Raw genomic sequence first — 19,838 nt, 5'->3', positions numbered from 1 at the left:
GAACACCCGCGGCTCGCCGGAATCCGCGGATTCCGCGTGCCCTGCGCGGTTCCACGTGCCGGAGGTCGGACGCAGCGACCGCACGCCCGGCAGAGGCAGGCCAGCGAGCAGCCGGCCGGCACTGGCCGCGGCCCAGGAAGTTAGGTTAGGTTAACCTTCGCAACCCCGTCACCCCCTCCGAAGGATCGCCGTGCCCGTCTCCCGCATCCCCCTCCGCCGCACGCCTCTGCGCGTCTCCGCCGTCGCCGCACTCGGCCTCTCCGCCCTGCTGCTGACCGGCTGCTCCGCGGGGGCCGACGCCGCCGGCACCGACGGAGGCACCGACGCCGCCGCGACCGGCGCGGGCTTCCCCGTCACCGTCGAGCACGCGTTCGGCGAGACGACCGTCGAGTCGGCGGACCGCGTGGTCGCGACCAGCTGGACCAACCAGGACGTCGCGCTCGCCCTCGGCGTGACCCCGGTCGGCTTCGCGAAGGCCTCCTACGGCGACGAGGACGGCGACGGCCTGCTCGCCTGGACCAAGGAGGCGCTCGACGCGAGCGGCGCCGAGACGCCGACCCTCTTCGACGAGACCGACGGTGTGCCGTTCGAGGCGATCTCCGACCTCACCCCCGACGTGATCCTCTCCGCCTACTCCGGCCTCACACAGCAGGACTACGACACCCTCAGCCAGATCGCCCCGACCGTCGCCTACCCCGGTCTGCCCTGGGCGACCACCTGGCAGGACTCCGCGAAGCTCGACGGCGAGGCGCTCGGACTGGGCGACGAGGCCGAGGCGAAGGTCGCCGAGGTCGAGGACGAGATCGACGCCGCCGTCGCCGCCAAGCCCTCGCTCGCGGGCAAGACCTTCACCTACGGCTGGTACGACCCGACCGACGCCAGCACCTTCACCTACTACACCGGCAACGACGCGCGCGTGAAGTTCGTCGAGGACCTCGGCCTCGAGCTCGCCCCGAGCGTCGTCTCGCTCACCGGCGACTCCGAGCTGTTCAGCGGCACCGTCAGCTCCGAGAACGCCGACCAGCTCGACGCCGACGTGCTCATCGTCTACGGCGACGACACCACCCTCGCGGCGCTGCAGGCCGACCCGCTGCTCTCCAAGATCCCCGCGGTCGCCCGCGGCTCGGTCTACGTCCTCACCGACGACTCCTCCGAGGCGATGGCGACCTCGTCGCCGAACCTGCTGAGCATCCCGTGGGTGCTCGACGAGTACACGACCGGCCTCGCGACCGCCGCCGACAAGGTGTCGTGACCGCCGAGGCCACGGCACCCCACCGGCGCCCCGGACGCGACGACACTCGCCTCCGGGGCGCCGGTGCGCGCTGGCGCGTCCCGGCGCTGATCGCCGTGCTCGCCGCGCTGGTCGTCGCGTCGGTGCTCTCGCTGGTCTACGGCTCGCGCGAGATCCCGCTCGGCGCGATCTGGCCGGCGCTCACCGCACCCGACCCGGACTCGATCGTCGACGCGGCGGTGCAGGGGCGCGTCCCGCGCACGGTCCTGGCGCTGCTCGTCGGCGCCGCGCTCGGGCTCGCCGGCGCGGTGATGCAGGGGATGACCCGCAACCCGCTCGCCGATCCGGGGATCCTGGGGCTGAACGCGGGCGCGTCCCTCGCGGTCGTGCTCGGGATCTCGACGGTCGGAGCGACGACGCTCCCCCAGTTCATCTGGCTCGCCTTCCTCGGCGCGGCGGCGGCCGGCGCCTTCGTCTACGCGGTCGCCTCGCTGGGTCGCGAGGGCGCCACTCCCCTCAAGCTCGCTCTCGCCGGCGCCGCGACCGCCGCGGCCCTCGCCTCGCTGATCAGCGCGGTGCTGCTCACCCAGGACGCGACGCTCAACCGCTTCCGGTTCTGGCAGGTCGGCGGAGTGGGCGGCGCCGAGTTCACGAGCATCGTCCAGGTCCTGCCGTTCCTCGCGGTCGGCGGTGCGCTCGCGATCGGCAGTGCTCGCGGGCTCGACGCCCTCGCTCTCGGCGACGACCTCGCCAAGGGGCTCGGCCGCCGCGTCGGCCGGACGCGCCTGGTCGCGGGGCTCGCCGCGGTGCTGCTCTGCGGAGCGGCGACCGCGATCGCGGGGCCGATCGGCTTCATCGGGCTCACCGTGCCGCATCTCGCGCGGCGGTTCACCGGGCCGTCGCACTCCTGGCTGCTCCCCTCCTCCGCACTGCTCGGCGCGCTGCTGCTCCTGGTCGCCGACGTGATCGGGCGGGTCGTCGCGCGACCGAGCGATGTGGAGGTGGGCATCGTCACCGCGCTGATCGGGGCGCCGGTGCTGATCGCGATCGTGCGCCGCTCGAAGGTGCGGGCCCTGTGAGCGCCGCCCCGTCGCTCCGCTCTTCTGCGGGTGCTCCCCCGCTCGGCGTCGCCGCGGGCCGTCGCCGCCGAGCCCGCCGCACCGCGCTGGGCTGCGGGGTGCTCGCGCTGGTCGCCCTCGCACTCGCCGTCGTGTCGCTCACCGTCGGCAGCACCGTCTACTCGCCGCTCGAGGTGCTGCGGGTGATGCTCGGCGAGACCGTGCCGGGCGCCTCCTTCACCGTCGGCACCCTGCGGCTGCCGCGCACGCTCACCGCCGCGCTGGTCGGCCTGGGCTTCGGGATGGGCGGCGTCATCTTCCAGACGATGCTGCGGAACGCGCTCGCCAGCCCGGACATCATCGGCATCACCTCGGGTGCGAGCGCGGCGGCGGTCGTCGCGATCGCGTTCTTCGGACTCTCGGGAGGCGCGGTCTCGGTGATCGCGGTCGCAGCGGCCCTCGTCACGGCGCTGCTGATCGCCCGGCTCGCCGACGGCAGCGGCGTGATCGGCGCCCGGCTGATCCTGATCGGCATCGGGATCGCGGCGATGCTGCAGAGCGTCATCGCCTACGTGCAGACCCGCGCGCAGTTCGAGGACGTGCAGGAGTCGCTGCGCTGGCTGACCGGCAGCCTCAACTCCGCGTCGTGGGCGGGGGTGCCCGCGCTCGCGCTGTCGATGCTGGTGCTCGTGCCGCTCGCGCTGCTGCTGGCCGGACGACTCTCGATGCTGCAGCTCGGCGACGAGTCGGCGACGGCGCTGGGCGTGGACGTGCGGCGCAGCCGGCTGGGGCTCCTCGCGGTGGCCGTGTGCCTCGTCGCCGTCGCGACCGCGGCCACCGGGCCGATCGCGTTCGTCGCCTTCGTCTCCGGGCCGATCGCGCGGCGGCTCGTGCCGGACGCGCGCGTGCCGCTGATCCCGTCCGCGCTGGTCGGGATCGTCGTCGTGCTCGCGGCGGACCTGGTCGCGCAGCACGTCGCCGGGCTCGCCTTCTCGGGCGCCCGCTTCCCCGTCGGAGTGGTGACCGGTGCGCTCGGCGCGCCGTTCCTGCTCTGGCTCCTCGCCCGCCGCAACCGCACCGGAGGATCCCTGTGACCGCCTCGACCTCCCCCGTGACCGCCGGTCACTCCACGCTGTCGGTGGACGGCGTGACGCTCGCCTACGACGAGCGCGTGGTCGTCGACGGGCTGTCGCTGACCGTGCCGACCGGGGCGATCAGCGTGATCGTCGGGGCGAACGCGTGCGGCAAGTCGACGCTGCTGCGCGCGATGGCGCGGCTGATCACGCCGAGCGCCGGGGCCGTGCTGCTGGACGGCGAGGCGATCCACCGGCTCCCGACGCGGCAGGTCGCGCAGCGGGTGGGACTGCTGCCGCAGACGCCGATCGCGCCCGAGGGGATCGCCGTGGCGGACCTGGTGGCGCGGGGACGGTACCCGCACCGCGGCTGGTTCGGGCGGGGCGCGTCCGCGGACGACGACGCGATCGTGGAGGACGCCCTGCGCGCGACCGGGACCCTGGAGATCGCGGACCGGCCGATGGACGAGCTGTCCGGCGGGCAGCGGCAGCGGGTGTGGATCGCGCTGGCGCTGGCCCAGCGGACCGACGTGCTGCTGCTGGACGAGCCGACGACCTACCTCGACGTGTCGCACCAGGTCGAGGTGCTGGACCTGCTGACCGACCTCAACCGCGAGCGCGGCACGACGATCGTGATCGTGCTGCACGACCTGAACCTGGCGGCGCGGTACGCGGACCACCTCTTCGCGGTGCGGGCGGGCGCGCTGTACGCGTCGGGCACGCCGGCCGAGGTGGTGACCGCGGAGACGGTGCGCGCGGTCTTCGGCATGGAGTCGCGCGTGATCGCGGACCCGGTGTCCGGGACGCCGCTGGTGCTGCCGATCGGCCGGCACCACTCGAGTTGACGGGCCTCGACACGCCCCTGCGGGGCCACTCGACCAGCGTCTTGCGCCGAGGCGTCCTCGGACGGTCGAGGCGTCCCGGTGCTGCTGGACGTCTCGACCGTTGCAGGACGCCTCGGCGGAGTGCACTCCATGCTGATCGAGTAGGCCGCGCAGCGGGCGTATCGAGATCCACCGGTGCCGAACGGGTGGTTTGCAGACCCGCCGTCCTGACGACCGTGGGTCTGCTGCGCCCCTCCGGGCCGCTCGACCAGCATGCAGGGGTCGCTGCACGTCTCGGCGGGGTGCTGCCAGACTCTCCGGCGTGGAGATCGTGGAGCTCGGTACCGGCGTGTTCGGCACCGCCGCGTTCCGGCACCTGCTGTGGCTCGCGGTGGAGGTCGACGAGGCGGCGATAGACGCGATCATCGTGGACGAGCTGCCGGGCCTCCGCGTTCAGGGCGCGGTGGAGGGCGGAGCCGTCACGGCATTCGTCGCCTACGAGGAGCGACCCGACGGGGTGCTGATCGACTACCTCGCCTCGGCCGAGTCGCAGCGCGGGACGGGGCTGGGCCGGGCACTCCTCGCGGAGATCGCCCACCTGCACCCGCACGCCGCGCTCCGCGCCCAGACCGACGACGACGCGATCGGCTTCTACCGGTCCCTCGGCTTCGCGGACTCGCCGGCGCCACCGGACCCGCGCTGGCCGGACCGACCCCGCTACGACTGCGTCCTCGCCGGGTGAGCTCCCTGCTGATCGAGCAGCCCGCGCAGCGTGGGTATCGAGATCCACCACCGTCAGAACGCGCGTCTGCAGACCCGCCCTGCTGATGACGGCGGGTCTCGAGACGCCCCTGCGGGGCCACTCGACCAGGGCGCTGCGGCGAGACGTCCTCGGACGGTCGAGGCGTCCCGGTGCTGCTGGACGCCTCGACGGTTGCAGGACGCCTCGGCAGGGTGCACTCCATGCTGATCGAGCAGGCCGCGTAGCGGGCGCATCGAGATCCACCGGTGCCTAACGGGTGGTCCGCAGACCAGCCGCCCTGACGACGGCCGGTCTCGCTGCGCCCCTCCGGGGCCGCTCGACCAGCATGCGGGGGCGGTGGGAGCGGTTTCCTGGGGCGGGTGTCGGAGGCGTGTGGCACCCTCCTCCGAGGAGTCCGCAGGCGGCGGACGGAGCGGAGCGGCATGATCGAGCTGGACCTGAGCGGACGGACGGCCCTGGTGACGGGGTCGGGGCAGGGCATCGGACTGGCGATCGCCGTCGGGCTGGCGCGCGCCGGCGCCGAGGTGGTCGTCAACGCGCGGTCGGAGCGCTCGGTCCGGCGCGCGATCAAGGACGTGCGCGCGGCGGTGCCCGACGCCACCGTGCGCGGTGTGGCCGCCGACGTCTCCAGCGAGGCCGGGACGGCGAAGCTGCTCGAGTCCGTGCCGCGCGTGGACGTGCTGGTCAACAACCTCGGCATCTTCGGCAGCACCGAGCCGCTCGACATCACCGACGACGAGTGGCGCCGCTACTTCGAGGTCAACGTGCTCACCGGCGTCCGCCTCACCCGCGCCTACCTGCCCGCGATGACGGAGGCGGGCTGGGGTCGCGTCCTCTACATCGGCAGCGACTCCGCCGTCGTCACGCCGGCCGAGATGATCCACTACGGCGTCTCGAAGACCGCGCTGCTCGGCGTCTCCCGCGGCTTCGCGAAGGCCGCCGCCGGCACCGGCGTCACCGTCAACAGCGTGCTCGCCGGGCCGACCCACACCGGCGGCGTCGAGGACTTCGTCTACGAGCTCGTCGACCACTCCCTCCCCTGGGAGGAGGCGCAGCGCGAGTTCATGCGGCTGCACCGCCCGCAGTCGCTGCTCCAGCGCCTGATCGAGCCGGAGGAGATCGCCAACATGGTCGTCTACCTGTCATCGCCGCTCGCCTCGGCGACCACGGGCGCCGCGGTGCGGGTGGACGGCGGGTACATCGACGCGATCGTGCCGTGAGGTGCCGGGAGGTGCCGGGAGGCAGGGGCGTGAGCTGCGGCAGTGCCGGGCTCCCCTCCTCCGCCCACCGGCCCGGCCCCTCGACCCGGATCAGCACTCCCCGGATCGCCCTGCTTGAATGAGTCGATGACCTCCCGCGCCGACCACCTCGCCGACTTCGCCGAGTTCCTCACCGCCTCGCCCTCCTCCTTCCACGCCGCGGCGGAGACCGCGCGGCGGCTGGCGGCGGCGGGGTTCGACGCGGTCGACGAGACCGCCGCGTGGCCTGCCGAGCCCGGGCGCTACTTCGTCCTCCGCGACGGCGCGGTCATAGCCTGGCACGTCCCGGCCGGGGCCACCGCGGTGACGCCGTTCCGCATCCTCGGCGCGCACACCGACTCCCCCGGCTTCAAGCTCAAGCCCCGGCCGACGGTCGAGTCGAAGGGCTGGCTGCAGGCCGGTGTCGAGGTCTACGGCGGACCGCTGCTCAACTCCTGGCTCGACCGCGAGCTCGAGCTGGCCGGGCGGATCGTCACCCGCGACGGCGCCGAGGTGCTCGTGCGCACCGGGCCGTTCCTGCGCATCCCGCAGCTCGCGATCCACCTCGACCGCGAGGCGAACGACGGCCTGAAGCTCGACCGGCAGAAGCACACCGTCCCCGTCTACGGCCTGGGCGACGCGGACGGGAACGACCTGCTCGAGATCCTCGCGGCGAAGGCCGGGCTCGACGGCGCCGCCGACATCGCCGGTTACGACCTCATCACCGCGGACACCCAGCCGCCCGCTCGCTTCGGCCTCGACGACGCGCTCTTCGCGGCCGGGCGGATGGACGACCTCAGCTCGGTGCACGCGGGGCTCATGGCGCTGCTCGCGGCGAGCGGCGGGGATGCAGACTCGGACTCGAACGCGGAGCCGGGGCACATCAGCATGCTCGCCGCCTTCGACCACGAGGAGCTCGGCTCGGCCAGCCGCTCCGGAGCGAGCGGTCCCTTCCTCGAGGACGTGCTCACCCGCATCGGCGCCGCGCTCGGCGCGGGTGTCGACGAGCGCGCCCGCGCGACGGCGCGGTCCTGGTGCCTCTCCGCCGACGCCGGCCACTCCGTCCACCCGAACTACCCGGAGAAGCACGACCCGGTGAACCAGCCGGTCGCCGGCAAGGGCCCGCTGCTCAAGATCAACGCCTCGCAGCGCTATGCGACCGACGCCCGCGGTGCGGCGCTCTGGGCCGGAGTGTGCGCCCGGGCGGGCGTGGAGTTCCAGGAGTTCGTCTCGAACAACACGGTCCCCTGCGGCTCCACGATCGGCCCGCTCACCGCGACCCGCCTCGGCATCTCGACCGTCGACGTCGGCGTGCCGCTGCTGTCGATGCACTCGGCGCGCGAGCTCGCCCACGTCGACGACCTCGTCGCCCTGACCCGCGCGATCGAGGCGTTCTTCGCCGCTGCCGACTGAGGCCGGCGGGTCGGCGGGCCGCCGTCTCGACGGGGCCGGATCTCGATACGCGCGCTGCGCGCGCTACCCGATCAGCAGGGAGAGGCGCCCCGCGCGCTACCCGATCAGCAGGGAGAGGCGCCCCGCGCGCTACCGATCAGCAGGGAGAGGCGCCCCGCGCGCTACCCGATCAGCAGGGAGGGGCGCCCGAGCGCTGCTCGATCGGCAGGAGGGGGACTGCGCCCGCTGCTCGATCGGCATGCAAGGCGGCCTCTGCCTGATCATGCTGGTCGAGTAGCCCCGGAGGGGCGTCTCGAGACCCGCCGCCGCCGCGAGGGCGGCTCTGCAGACTCGACCTCTGATGCTGATGGCTCGCGCGACGCGCGCTGCTCGCGCCGCTCGATCAGCATGGGCCGAACCCCGCCCATTCGACGAGAAGTGTCGGTAAGGCTCGCGCAGAACAGCGTTTCTCGTCGAATGGACGCATCACCTCCGAGTGAGGACCGTCGCGGGCGGGCGATCAGCGGGCTCCCCAGGATCGCAACCCCCTTGTCGGGGTCCCCGAGCACGGGGTGCCCTGGGGCATGCGCGAAGTGAAGCTCGTCCGTCTCGTCAGCCGTCTCGAGAACGTCGCCGCCCTCGATCCGCTCGTCGACCGGGTCAAGAAGGTGGTCGACGCGGTCATCCGGCCGCAGCCTGTGCGGGACGTGCTGCACGGCGTCCCGATCGGGCACCCCGTGCATCCGCTGCTCGTGCTCGTGCCGACCGGCGCGTGGGTGTCGGCGGCGGTCCTCGATCTGCTGCCCGGCAACGAGCGCGCGGCGCGCACCCTCGTCGGCCTGGGGATCGTCAGCGTGCTGCCCACCGCCGCCGCCGGCTACACCGACTGGTCCGAGCTGCACGAGCAGCAGAAGCGCGTCGGGCTCGTCCACGCGGCGGCCAACGTCGCCGGGACCGTCCTCTACACCGCGTCCTTCGTCCAGCGCGTGCGCGGGCGGCGCACCAGCGGGAAGGTGCTCAGCGCGCTCGGCCTCGCCGTCGTCTCCGGCGGCGGCTACCTCGGCGGCCACCTCAGCTACCGCCAGGCGGCCGGCGCGAATCACACCGAGGACGTGCCGCACCGCTTCCCGACCGGCTGGCAGCCCCTCGGCCCGCTCGCCGAGCTGCCGCAGAACTCCCCCGTGAAGAGGACCGTCGCCGAGACCCCGCTGCTCGCCGTCCGCCGCGGCGACCGCGTCGACGTGCTCTCGAACGTCTGCAGCCACCTCTCCGGACCCCTCGACGAGGGCGAGCTCCGCGGCACCGGCGCCGACGCCTGCATCACCTGCCCCTGGCACGCGAGCGCCTTCTCGCTCGAGACCGGCGAGGTCGTCCGCGGCCCCGCCACCTCACCCCAGCCGCGCTTCGAGACGCGCGTCACCGACGGCCTGGTGGAGGTGCTGCTGCCGCACGCGGGGTGAGCGCGACCCCCGCGGCGCCACGGTGCCGGCGGAGCAGCAGTGTCCGGGCGCTTCCCGCCCACGCCGGACCGTCCCGTCGAGCGACCCTTGGCCGAGGACTCCTCGCCGCGGTCGTCCCGAATGGGCGCACAACGGGCTTCGGCTGCGCTCAGACCCCGTCGTCCGTCCACTCGCGGGCGGGCACGCAAGCGACTGGCCGCGAAGAGGGCTCCGGGACGTGCCACGAGCCCGTTCCGGGTCCACTCGCGCGCGAACCACGGCAGCTGCGGCGCTGGACGACGGCGGGTGCCCGACTCGGCGGTCAGCTCCGCTCCGCAGGTCCAGGCGCGCCTCCCTCGCTCCGCCGCTCCTCCGCCAGCGCTGCGAGCTGCTCGCGGCAGCGCGCCAGCAGCGCGTCCTTCTGCTGCTGCGGCTCCAGCGGGAACAGCTCGCCGGGGCGGGTCCAGTCGGCCGCGGCCGGGATCGCGGCCTCCTCGTCGATCCACTCGGAGAAGGCCGTCGTCAGGCGGTCGGCCTCAGCGCGGCGCCCGAGCGCCAGGAGCGCGCGGATCGCGGAGACCGTCTGCTCGTCATAGCGCGGCGCCGTCACGGCGTCGCCGGTCAGCCCGGCCGCTGCCTCCCAGTCGTCGGCGGCGCCCGCGTCGTCGCCGAGGCGCGCACGCGCGGCACCGCGGCGGAGCAGCAGCCCGGCGGGGACGGCCGACGGCGGGCGCTCCTCGCCGAGGCAGGCGGGCGGCGCGAGAGCGGCGCAGAGGAAGGTCAGCGCGTCGGCGGGCGACGACGCATCGGCGAGCGCGATCATCGTCGCGTCCCAGACCTCGAGCACACGCCCTTCGGGGATCCGGCTCCCGGGGCCCTCCCCCTCCCCGAGCACCCGGCCCAGCAGCAGGCCCTGAGCGCGACCCGCGCGGCCGTCGGCGACCAGCAGCGCCGCGTACTCGAGGGTCAGATCGTCGCGTTCGAGGACGAGGGCCTCGTTCTCCTCGAGGAGGGCGAGCCGCCCCTCGTGCCCGAGGAGCACCCGGAGCCGGTCGTACTCGACGAGGAGCCCTGCGTCGCCGGGGGCGAGGTGCCGCGCGCGCTCGAGGTAGGCGAGCCCCGCCTCGGCGTCGCCGAAGGCCGTGCAGGAGGCCGCCCCCAGCGCGCGCAGCGCGGCCACCCGCACCCACGCCCTCGGGTCGTGGGCGGCGGCGGACCACGAGGCCGCGAAGGCGTCCTCGACCCGACCCACCGCGGCGTACCAGCCGCCGAGGAGGAAGCGAGCGGTGGTGTCCTCGGCGTCCGCCGCCTCCAGCGCCTCGACGTCCTCGAGGCGGACCGGGCGGCAGCCCTCGAGCGGCGCCTGCTGCGCGGTCCACCGAGCGGCCCGCGCCTGGTCGGGCCGACCCTGCCGCTCGTGAAGCAGTGCGGCGTGGTAGTGCACCAGCGGCACCACCCCGGTCCGCTCGGAGGGCGTGCGCCGCGCGGCATCGGCTGCGAGCGCGAGGGCGAGCAGCCGCAGTGCGTCGTCCGGCAGGCCTGCGTCACGGTACTCCAGCGCGACGTCGAGCAGCGCGTCGGCGTCGGCGTCGAGCGGGCGGCCGGCGAGGTCGCGCGCCCAGTGGTCGAGCGGATCGCGCGCGAGCACGCTCTCGAGCAGCGCCCTCGACTGCTGCGCCCGCCGACAGCGCCGGAGCACGACGGCGAGCAGGACCGTCGCCCGCGCGTGCTGCCCGTCGATCGCGCGCACCTCGCGCAGCACGGCCTCGGCCTCCTCGAGACGGTCCGCCGCCAGGAGGAGCCGCCCGAGCGCGACACCGGACGCGGCGCGCCAGGCTCTCGCCCTCCGCGCCGTGCTCAGAGCCTCGAGCGCCTCCTCCGGCCGTCCCTGCCGGGCGAGGAGCTCGCCCAGCCGGTGGTGCGCCTCGCCGTCGGCCGGCACCACGCCCAGGGAGGTCAGCCGCTCGATCGCGGAGCGGAGGTGGCCCTCCGCCTCGTCGAAGCGGGCCGCGACGGCGAGCGACCGCGCGAGCGCGACATGGCAGCGGGTGTCGCCGGGGTCCCGCCAGACCGCCTCCTCCCAGTAGTGCTCGGGCGCGCATCCGGAGCGCGGGCGCTCCTCGAGGTGCAGGCCGAGGAGGAACAGCTCGTCGTTGGACGCGACGTCCTCCGGGGCGGGCGGAGGGGGCGGCGCCGCAGCGCTTCCCCTGGACGTTCCACTGGTACTGTCTGCGGGAATGGCAGCGCTGTCATCGAGCATGACGCCCAGTCAAGATCAGATTCGGGGCCGGGACGGAGGACGGAAACCGTGGAACTTCTGGACGGAACGCTGATGCGGTGCGCACGGACGCCGACGATCCTCGGCGCGGGCTTCCCGGGCGAGACGATGCACGTCCTGCCGCGACCCCGCGTGCGGGAGGCGCTGACGCAGCCGGGGACGTCGCACCTCCTGGTCACCGACTGCGGCCACTTCCCCGAGGCGCGCGGGCACGGGCGGGTGCGCACCAGTCCGATCGCGGACGCCGTCGTCCTGGTCTGCACCCGGGGCTCCGGCTGGTGCACGACGGCGGCGGGGACCTTCGCCGTGACCGCGGGGCAGATCGTCCTGCTGCCGCCCGGCGAGCCGCACGGCTACGGGTCCGACGCCGCCGACCCGTGGACGCTGTGGTGGCTGCACCTCGCCGGCAGCGATCTGCCCGAGTTCCTGCAGGCCGCGCGCGCGACGGTCGATGCGCCGGTGCGCAGCCTGTCCGACGCCTACGCCGCGGTCGCGCTGATCTCGGCGGCGATCACGCACCTGGGCTGCGACTCGACGACGAACAGCCTGCTCGCCGCATCGGGCGCCGCCTGGCACCTGCTGGCGATCCTCGCCTCGGACCGCCCGCCCGGTGACGCGCGCAGCACCGCCCTCGACCGGGCCGCGCAGTTCCTCCACGACCACCCCGCGGAGCGGATCGAGGTGGCGGAGCTCGCCTCGATGGCCTGCCTGAGCCCGTCGCACTTCGCGGCCCTCTTCCGGCGCCGGTTCGGGATGCCGGTGCTGCAGTACCGGACCGAGCTGCGGATGGCGCGGGCCCGCGAGCTGCTCGACATGACGGAGCGGCCGATCGCCGAGGTGGCCGCCGCCGCCGGCTACGAGGACTCCTTCTACTTCGCCCGGCAGTTCAAGCGGATCCACGGCCTGACTCCGCACGCGTACCGGACGCGGAACTGAGCGGCGCGGTACCGAGCGGACTGGAATCGAGCGGCGCGGAGCCGAGCGGCGCGGAACCGAGCGGTGCGGAGGACAGCGGCGCGGGCCCGGCCTCCCTTCACTCCTCGGGTTCCCCCGTCTCCGCGGACTCCGCGGTCTCCCCGGACGCCAGGACAAGGCCGTTCAGCCGCCGCTGCAGCTCGACGTTCGACCAGCCCGGGTGCTGCGGTGCGGAGTTGGAGCCGACGAGCGTGCCCCAGTAGCCGAGGTCGATGCAGCGCTGGACGGCGTAGCCGGCGAGGACCTGACCGGCCGGCCCGTCCTCGAACTCCGCCTCCAGCGGCGTGTAACCGATCCAGCCCTCGCCGACCACGGCGGGGACTCCGCGGCGGCGGGCCCAGGTCGCCACCGCGCGCAGCCGGACGTCGATCGCCTCCCGCATCGCGACCTCGTAGTGGCCGTAGTGCGAGGAGAGCCAGGCGTCCCACGCGACCGGATCGACCCGGTCGTAGGCGTAGAACATGCTCGGGCTGATGCCGGTGGCCGCGAGCCGCCACGGTTCGACGGCGTGCGCCACGGCGTCGAACTCGGGCGCCCCCTCGCGCAGCAGCGACCTCAGCTCGGCGCTCGGGAACACCGGCGGCTCGGCCCGCACTCCCGCCCACTCCTCCAGCGCCGCGAGGACCCCGTAGACGTAGAAGTGCACGTGCGCGACCTGCGCGTTCTCCGGCACGGAGTCGAGGTCGAGGTAGGGCGGGATGCCGTAGCAGACGGTCGACAGGACGTCCAGATGCTCCGCCTGCAGGATCTCCAGCGCGGCGGTCAGGTACGGCTTCTGCGCCCAGAAGGTGTCGAGCCCCTCCGCCGGCACCTCGCCGAGCCGGGACAGGTCGACCTCGTTGTGCACCTCGACGTAGGCGATGCGGTCGGCCAGCCCCTCGGCTTCGAGGAAGGCGATCAGCCGCGATTCGGCGCGGGCGAGAGCCTCGTGCCGCTCGGTCGGCGGGATCGCCGTCAGCATGTCGTGCCAGGACGGGTCGCTGAGGAACGCAGGGCTCTGCTGGTACTCCCAGGAGGAGACGATGACGAGCACGTCGTGCGCGGCCGCCTGGCGGAACAGCTCGACCAGGCGCGCCCGCAGGTCGAGCACGGCGCCGCCGACGGCGTCGTACCAGCGCGTGCCCCGGCCGATGTCGCCGCCCATGTTCGAGAAGCGCAGCTGCGAGCTGTCGATCGAGTGGTCGCCGAACAGCAGGAGCGGAGCCGCGCAGATCCGGACCGTGTTGCAGCCGCGCTCCACCGCCTCGTCGAACGCGCGCCCGAGGTCGTGGAAGGGCTCGCCCGGCATCGTCCGCGTGTACCAGGAGAAGTCCCAGAGCGAGAGGGTCAGCCGCGGCGGCAGGTGGGCGGGCGGAGGGGGTGAGCGGGTCGCGCGGGTCATGCCGGGTGCTCCTTCGGGCCGGAACGGTGCTCCCACGCTAGGCCTCGTGCCGCCCGACCCACACGGGCGATCCTCCGGAGAAGACTGGAGGATTCGCTGATCAGTCAGGAACCGCCACTTACGACCAGTCTCTGCCACCTGGACGATGGGACGGTCGGCTGACCGGTGCGGTGCGAGCGCGCCGGTGCTCAGCCGCGCGTCGCCGCGACGGACCCGCCCGGGCGCCACGGCCCGCCGATGCGCTCCTGCAGCAGCGGCGCGGCCGGGTCGGCGAGGCGCGCGAGCAGCGCCTCCACCCCGCGGCGGCCGAGCGCGTGGCCCGGCGCGACGAGCAGGTCGAGCGCCGGATCCGCGAGGTCCCCGACGTCGGGGTCGGAGGCGAGCAGGACGATCGAGAGGTCCTCGGGCACCCGCACGCCGCGGTGGCGCAGCTCGTGCGCGAAGCCGACCGCGGCGCCGCCGTTGATCACCAGGACCGCTGTGGCCGCCTCCGGGTCGAGCGAGCGGGCCAGCGCGCGGCCGCCGGCCGGCGACTCCTCGCAGTGCAGGAGCGCGGCGGTCAGGCCGCGGGCCGCGGCCGCGCGCTCGAACGCCTCCCGGGTCCGCGCGTACGGGCCGAAGTCCGCGCCGCCCTCCGGCCCGAGCACGAGCGCGACCCGGCGGTGCTCCAGGGCGGTCAGGCGCTCGAGCGCCTCCTCGACCATGCCCTCGAAGTCGATGTCCACCCAGTCGAGCGCCGAGGGGTCGCGGGTGCGGCCGAGCAGAGCGAAGGGGGTGCCGGAGTCGCGGAGGATCGCGACCCGCTCGTCCTCGGAGGTCACCTGCATCAGCACGACGCCGTCGAGCAGCCCGTCCGCCCGCAGATCGGCGAGCTTCTCCGCGCCGCCGACCGTGGGCCAGAGCACGATCGAGTAGCCGCTCTCGGCGGCGGCCTCGGCGGCGCCGGCGAGGAAGGTCGTCGCCGTGTTCAGCGGCCGCGTGGGCACCAGCGGGTACACGATCGCGATCATCATCGAGCGCCGGCGGGCCAGCGCGCGGGCGAGGGCGTGCGGGCGGTAGCCGAGCTCGCGCATCGCCTCGCGGACCCGGGCGGCGGTCTCGGGCGAGACCGGCTTGGTGGCGTTGACGACGAAGGAGACGGTCGCGATCGACACGCCCGCGCGGCGCGCGACGTCCTGCATGGTCGCCATCGCGCCTCCCTCCGCTCGACGCGCCCCGCCGCGGTTGACGCGGGGGCGCGGTGTCCCGCAGTCTAGGAGCACTCGCCGGTAAAGCGCTTAACCGCTGCGCCGGCGCACTCGACACCCTCCGACGAAGAAGGACCACCCGTGACCACACCCGCCGCTCCCCTCCGCGTCCTCGTCTGGGGCGAGAACCGCCACGAGCAGATCGAGGAGAAGGTCCGCGCGATCTACCCCGACGGCATGCACACGACGATCGCCGCCGGCATCACCGAGAACCTCGGCGAGCGCGCGACCGTCTCGACCACCACGCTCGACGAGCCCGAGCACGGCCTCACCGAGGAGGTCCTCGCCGGCACCGACGTGCTGGTCTGGTGGGGCCACATGGCGCACGACGCCGTCGCGGACGAGATCGTCGAGCGCGTGCAGCGCCACGTCCTGTCCGGCATGGGGCTCGTCGTGCTGCACTCCGGCCACTGGTCGAAGATCTTCGGGAAGCTGATGGGCACCACCTGCACGCTCCGCTGGCGCTCGGCCGAGGACCGCGAGATCGTCTGGACCGTCGATCCGACCCACCCCATCGCGCAGGGCGTGCCGCACCCCTTCACGATCCCGCAGCAGGAGATGTACGGCGAGTTCTTCGACGTCCCCGCGCCCGACGAGCTGGTCTTCCTCTCCACCTTCTCCGGCGGCGAGGTGTTCCGCTCCGGGATGACCTGGAAGCGCGGCCACGGGAGAATCTTCTTCTTCTCGCCCGGCGACCAGGACTTCCCCGTCTACCACCACGCGGACGTCCGCCGCGTGATCGCGAACAGCGTCGAGTGGGCGCGCTCCGACCGCCCCGAGCGCCGCCTGCCCGTGCTGCAGCGCTACGAGTCCGGCGAGTTCTTCGCCGGCGAGGACTACCGCGGAGCGCTCGTCCGATGACCGTCCGTCTCGTCCAGGTCGGAGCGGGCGCCATGGGGCGCGCGTGGATCCGCACCATCCGCGACCACCCCGACGCCGAGCTGGTCGGCCTCGTCGACCTCGATGTCGACCTCGCCGAGCGGGCCGCCGAGGAGGAGGGGGTCGGGCCGATCGCGGTCGGCAGCTCCGTCGCCGAGGTCGCCGCGCGCTCCGGTGCCGACGCGGTCGTCAACGTGACCGTGCCGCGCGCGCACCTGCCGGTGAGCAGCGAGGCGCTCTTCGCCGGGCTGCCGGTGCTGTCGGAGAAGCCGATCGCGCCGACGATCGCCGAGTCGCTGATCCTCGCCGCGACGAGCGAGGTCGCCGGGCGGCTGCTGATGACCAGCCAGTCGCGGCGCTACTACCCCGCGATCGCCGCGTTCCGCGAGCAGGTCGCCGGGCTCGGGGAGCTGGGGACGGCGTCGGTGCTCTTCGCGAAGGCGCCGCACTTCGGCGGCTTCCGCGAGGAGATGCCGCACGTGCTGCTGGTGGACATGGCGATCCACGCCTTCGACGCGGCGCGCTACGTCCTGGACCGCGACCCGGTCGCCGTCTACTGCGAGGAGTACAACCCGGGCTGGAGCTGGTACGCCGACGGCGCCGCGGCGAGCGCCGTCTTCGAGTTCGCCGGCGGCGTCCGCTTCAGCTACACCGGCAGCTGGTGCGCCGACGGGCTCGAGACATCCTGGAACGGCGACTGGCGCGTGACCGGCGCGGGCGGCACCGCGCACTGGGACGGCGACGGCGCCCCCTCCTGGCAGGCGCGCGAGTCGGAGGCGGTGCAGACCGCGACGCTCGAGCCCGGCCCGCAGGAGATAGCCGGCTCGCTCGCCGAGTTCGTGCGCGTGCTCGGGACCGGCGCCGTGCCCTCGGGCGAGGTGCACGCGAACGTGCGGAGCATCGCGATGGTCGAGGCGGCGGTGCGCTCCTCCGAGACGGGCGCCCGCGTCCGGATCGACGACGTGCTGGAGGAGGGCTACGCCGAGGCGCTCGCGCTGGCGCGCGACGAGCGCGTGCGCGCCGCCCTGGCCGGCTGGGGCTCGGCGGCGGCGGGCCTCGCGGCCCGCTGATGCGGCGGGCGAGGGCGCGCCGGCCCATGCTGGTCGAGTAGCCGCGGCACGCGGCGTATCGAGACCCGGCGTCCTCAGCAGGAAGGGTCTGCAGACCACTGTTCTGACGCGGGTGGATCTCGATACGGCCGCTAGGCGGCCTACTCGATCAGCATGAACTTCCCCCACGTGCGCGTTGCATGCTGGTCGAGTAGGCGCGGCACTCGGCATATCGAGACCCCGCCGCCCCGGGCGTTCGCCCGCCGGACACCTGCGCGCGCCGTCGCGTTCACCCGGAGAGGCCAGCGTGGGCGAGTTCCTTCGAAACCGCTCAGGAGACCCGTGCCCCGTCACTTCGCCCCCCGCCGCACCGCCGGCGCCGCGCTCACCCTCGTCCTCGCGAGCTGCACCGTCGGCGCCGCGCTGCCCGCCACCGCCGCCGGCGACTCCTTCTTCACCCGCGTCGCCACGGTGCCCGCGTACCTCAACGCCGCCGACCCGGCCGTCGACTCCGCCGTCGCCGAGATCTCCAGCGCCTCGCCCGACGGCCGCCTGGTCTACTCCACCGACTCCGCCGGCCAGCGGATCAACGTCCTCGACATCAGCGACCCGGATGCGCCGAAGCCCCTCGGCGGCGTCGGCGTCGGCGGCGAGCCCACCTCGGTCTACGCGACCGGCGAGTACGTGCTCGCGGTCGTCGACACCTCCGACGGCGACTTCGCGAACCCCTCGGGCCACGTCAGCGTCCTGCACGCCAGCGACCTCGCCCCGGTCGCGACGATCGAGCTCGGCGGCCAGCCCGACTCCATCGACGTCACCACCGCCGGCGACCTCGCCGTCATCGCGATCGAGAACCAGCGCGACGAGGAGTTCACGCCCGAGGGCGCCGAGGAGGGCGACCTCCCGCAGGCTCCCGCGGGCGAGCTCGTCGTGATGGACCTCACCGCCGACCCGTCCGCCTGGGTCGCCGAGCACATCGCGCTCACCGGCCTCGCGGGCCTCGACACCCCGAGCGACCCGGAGCCCGAGTACGTCTCGATCAACCCCGCCGACACCGCCGTCGCGGTGACCCTGCAGGAGAACAACGCCGTCGCGATCCTCGACCTGGCGACCCGCACCGTCACCGCGTCCTACTCGGCCGGCACCGCCTCCGTCTCCGGGATCGACACCCTCGACGACGACCGCATCGCGCTGACCGACTCGATCACGGACGTCCCGCGCGAGCCCGACGCGATCGGCTGGGTCGGCGACGACCACGTCGCGATCGCGAACGAGGGCGACTGGAAGGGAGGCACCCGCGGCTGGTCGATCCTCGACGCGGCCTCCGGCGCCGTGGTCTGGGACGCCGGCAGCACCTTCGACCACCTCGCCGTCAGCCTCGGCCTCTACCCCGACAAGCGGTCCGACGCGAAGGGCTCCGAGCCGGAGGGACTGCTCTCGGCGACCTTCGACGGCGTGCCCTACGTCTTCGTCGGCGCAGAGCGCGCCAACTTCGTCGCGGTCTACGACGTCTCCGACCCCACCGCGCCCCGCCTCGTGCAGGCGCTGCCGTCCACGCCCGGCCCGGAGGGGCTGCTCGCCCTGCCCGAGCGCGACCTGCTGGTCGTCTCGAGCGAGACCGACGACGCCGAGGCCGCGGTTCGCGCGAGCGTGCAGCTCTACGCGCTCGGCGCCTCCTCCCCCGCCTTCCCGACCATCGCGTCGGCCGACGTCGACGGCTCGCCGCTGCCGTGGGGCGCACTCTCGGGCCTGTCCGGCGACCCGGCCGCCGCGGATCGTCTCTACGCCGTGAGCGACAGCGCCTACGCGCCGAGCACGGTCTACTCCGTCGACACCTCGGTCGTCCCGGCACTGATCGACTCCACGCTCACCGTGACGGAGGCGGGTGAGCCCGCCGCCCTCGACCTCGAGGGCATCGCCGCTCGCGAGGACGGCGGCTTCTGGGCCGTGACCGAGGGCGCGACCGGTCCCGAGAACGCGCTGCTGCGCCTGGACGCCTCCGCCGCCGTGCTCGAGCGCATCGCGCTCCCCGCCGAGCTGGGCGACGCGCTCGGCTCGCAGGGCTTCGAGGGCGTCACGATCGAGGCGGGCGCCGACGGCGAGATCGTCTGGACCGCACTGCAGCGGGAGGCGTCGACCGACGCCGACGGGATCGTCCGGATCGGACGCTACGACGTCGCGGCAGGCAGCTGGAGCTTCTTCGGCTACCCGCTGGAGGCGCCGTCCGGCGCCGAGGGCGACTGGAACGGCCTCTCCGAGATCACGCTGACGCCCGCCGGGACCCTCGCGGTCATCGAGCGCGACAAGCGCAACGGACCGGATGCGGCGCTCAAGGCCGTGTACACGGTGCCGCTGCCGACGGGGCCGGGCGCCGCGATCGGCGAGGAGCTCCCCGTGCTGGAGAAGACGCTCGCCGTCGACGTCCTGCCCGCGCTCGAGGCCGGCCACGGCTGGACGCAGGAGAAGCTCGAGGGCCTGGGCATCACCGGCGCCGGCGAGGTCTTCGCGGTCACCGACAACGACGGCGTCGACGACGCGAACGGCGAGACGGTGCTCGCGTCGCTCGGCTCCGCGGCGGACGTGTTCGGAGCGGCGGTGACGCCGACCCCGGTGCCGACGGCCGGACCCACGGCAGTGCCCACGACCGAGCCGACCGCTGCGCCCACCGCACAGCCCACGGCCGAGCCCACGTCGCAGCCCACGGCCGCGCCGACGCACCCCGCCGGTGCCGTGCCGCCGCGGACGGGCTCGGGCTCCGGCTCGCTCGCCTCGACCGGCGTCGAGACCGGCTGGCTCTCGGCCGCCGCGCTGTCCCTCCTCGCCGGCGGAGCCCTCGTGCTCGGCCTCGCCCGGCGGCGCCGCACGGCGCGCTGACCGGAGCGGATCTCGATACGGCCGCTGCGCGGCCTACTCGATCAGCATGATTCCTCTGCTGGTCGAGGAGGCCGCGGCAGGCGGCCCCACCTGCTGGTCGAGTAGCCGTGGCACGCGGCGTATCGAGACCGCCCTCA

15 protein-coding genes are annotated in these 19,838 nt (G+C 74.3%); 12 read left to right on the top strand and 3 right to left on the bottom strand.

What is annotated here, in order from left to right:
• Positions 1-190 precede the first annotated feature (190 nt).
• From EDF22_RS19365 to EDF22_RS19330, 8 genes are all read left to right on the top strand, one after another.
• Entirely contained in the window at positions 191-1,252 is a 1,062-nt protein-coding gene (locus EDF22_RS19365) for an iron-siderophore ABC transporter substrate-binding protein (protein ID WP_260303573.1), read from the top strand.
• The gene (locus tag EDF22_RS19360; protein ID WP_123706443.1) at positions 1,249-2,310 is read left to right on the top strand and encodes an iron ABC transporter permease; all 1,062 of its coding nucleotides are present in this window, start codon (positions 1,249-1,251) and stop codon (positions 2,308-2,310) included. The genes EDF22_RS19365 and EDF22_RS19360 overlap by 4 nt, the downstream gene beginning before the upstream one ends.
• Positions 2,307-3,383: an iron chelate uptake ABC transporter family permease subunit gene (locus EDF22_RS19355; RefSeq protein WP_123706442.1), complete on the top strand. Its 1,077-nt coding sequence runs from the start codon at positions 2,307-2,309 to the stop codon at positions 3,381-3,383. Before EDF22_RS19360 ends, EDF22_RS19355 begins: the two co-directional genes overlap by 4 nt.
• Positions 3,380-4,207, top strand: coding sequence for an ABC transporter ATP-binding protein (locus EDF22_RS19350; protein WP_260303572.1), 828 nt, complete (start codon positions 3,380-3,382; stop codon positions 4,205-4,207). The genes EDF22_RS19355 and EDF22_RS19350 overlap by 4 nt, the downstream gene beginning before the upstream one ends.
• 301 nt (positions 4,208-4,508) lie before the next feature.
• Entirely contained in the window at positions 4,509-4,928 is a 420-nt protein-coding gene (locus tag EDF22_RS19345) for a GNAT family N-acetyltransferase (RefSeq protein ID WP_123706441.1), read from the top strand.
• A gap of 446 nt (positions 4,929-5,374) precedes the next feature.
• Complete coding sequence (locus EDF22_RS19340) at positions 5,375-6,169, top strand: SDR family NAD(P)-dependent oxidoreductase (RefSeq protein ID WP_123706525.1); 795 nt, start codon at positions 5,375-5,377, stop codon at positions 6,167-6,169.
• Between the two features lie 126 nt (positions 6,170-6,295).
• Positions 6,296-7,600, top strand: a complete 1,305-nt coding sequence (locus EDF22_RS19335; protein ID WP_123706440.1) for a M18 family aminopeptidase — start codon at positions 6,296-6,298, stop codon at positions 7,598-7,600.
• Between the two features lie 563 nt (positions 7,601-8,163).
• Positions 8,164-9,039, top strand: a complete 876-nt coding sequence (locus tag EDF22_RS19330) for a Rieske 2Fe-2S domain-containing protein (protein ID WP_123706439.1) — start codon at positions 8,164-8,166, stop codon at positions 9,037-9,039.
• A 301-nt stretch (positions 9,040-9,340) separates the two neighbouring features.
• On the opposite strand, the gene EDF22_RS19325 is transcribed toward EDF22_RS19330, so the two are convergent.
• Complete coding sequence (locus tag EDF22_RS19325; RefSeq protein WP_185039147.1) at positions 9,341-11,278, bottom strand: tetratricopeptide repeat protein; 1,938 nt, start codon at positions 11,276-11,278, stop codon at positions 9,341-9,343.
• A 48-nt stretch (positions 11,279-11,326) separates the two neighbouring features.
• On the opposite strand from EDF22_RS19325, the gene EDF22_RS19320 reads away from it, so the two are divergent.
• Positions 11,327-12,232: an AraC family transcriptional regulator gene (locus EDF22_RS19320; RefSeq protein WP_185039144.1), complete on the top strand. Its 906-nt coding sequence runs from the start codon at positions 11,327-11,329 to the stop codon at positions 12,230-12,232.
• 97 nt (positions 12,233-12,329) lie between these two features.
• Here the strand turns inward: EDF22_RS19320 and EDF22_RS19315 are convergent, their stop codons facing one another.
• Both EDF22_RS19315 and EDF22_RS19310 read right to left on the bottom strand, forming a co-directional pair.
• Positions 12,330-13,652, bottom strand: coding sequence for a cellulase-like family protein (locus EDF22_RS19315; protein ID WP_123706436.1), 1,323 nt, complete (start codon positions 13,650-13,652; stop codon positions 12,330-12,332).
• Between the two features lie 188 nt (positions 13,653-13,840).
• Positions 13,841-14,842, bottom strand: coding sequence for a LacI family DNA-binding transcriptional regulator (locus EDF22_RS19310; protein WP_123706435.1), 1,002 nt, complete (start codon positions 14,840-14,842; stop codon positions 13,841-13,843).
• A gap of 138 nt (positions 14,843-14,980) precedes the next feature.
• On the opposite strand from EDF22_RS19310, the gene EDF22_RS19305 reads away from it, so the two are divergent.
• The 3 genes from EDF22_RS19305 (at position 14,981) to EDF22_RS21405 (ending at position 19,701) form a co-directional block, all read left to right on the top strand.
• The gene (locus EDF22_RS19305) at positions 14,981-15,760 is read left to right on the top strand and encodes a ThuA domain-containing protein (RefSeq protein WP_123706434.1); all 780 of its coding nucleotides are present in this window, start codon (positions 14,981-14,983) and stop codon (positions 15,758-15,760) included.
• The gene (locus EDF22_RS19300) at positions 15,757-16,848 is read left to right on the top strand and encodes a Gfo/Idh/MocA family protein (RefSeq protein ID WP_123706433.1); all 1,092 of its coding nucleotides are present in this window, start codon (positions 15,757-15,759) and stop codon (positions 16,846-16,848) included. Before EDF22_RS19305 ends, EDF22_RS19300 begins: the two co-directional genes overlap by 4 nt.
• A gap of 321 nt (positions 16,849-17,169) precedes the next feature.
• Positions 17,170-19,701 carry an esterase-like activity of phytase family protein gene (locus EDF22_RS21405; RefSeq protein WP_260303571.1) on the top strand — a complete coding sequence of 844 codons (2,532 nt, stop codon included), beginning with the start codon at positions 17,170-17,172 and terminating at the stop codon, positions 19,699-19,701.
• The last annotated feature ends 137 nt before the right edge of the window (positions 19,702-19,838 follow it).

The organism is Rathayibacter sp. PhB127 (assembly GCF_003751665.1).
GTDB lineage: Bacteria > Actinomycetota > Actinomycetes > Actinomycetales > Microbacteriaceae > Rathayibacter > Rathayibacter festucae.
The sequence above is the reverse complement of the archived record's forward strand: the minus strand, read 5'-3'. Positions and strand labels throughout refer to the sequence as shown.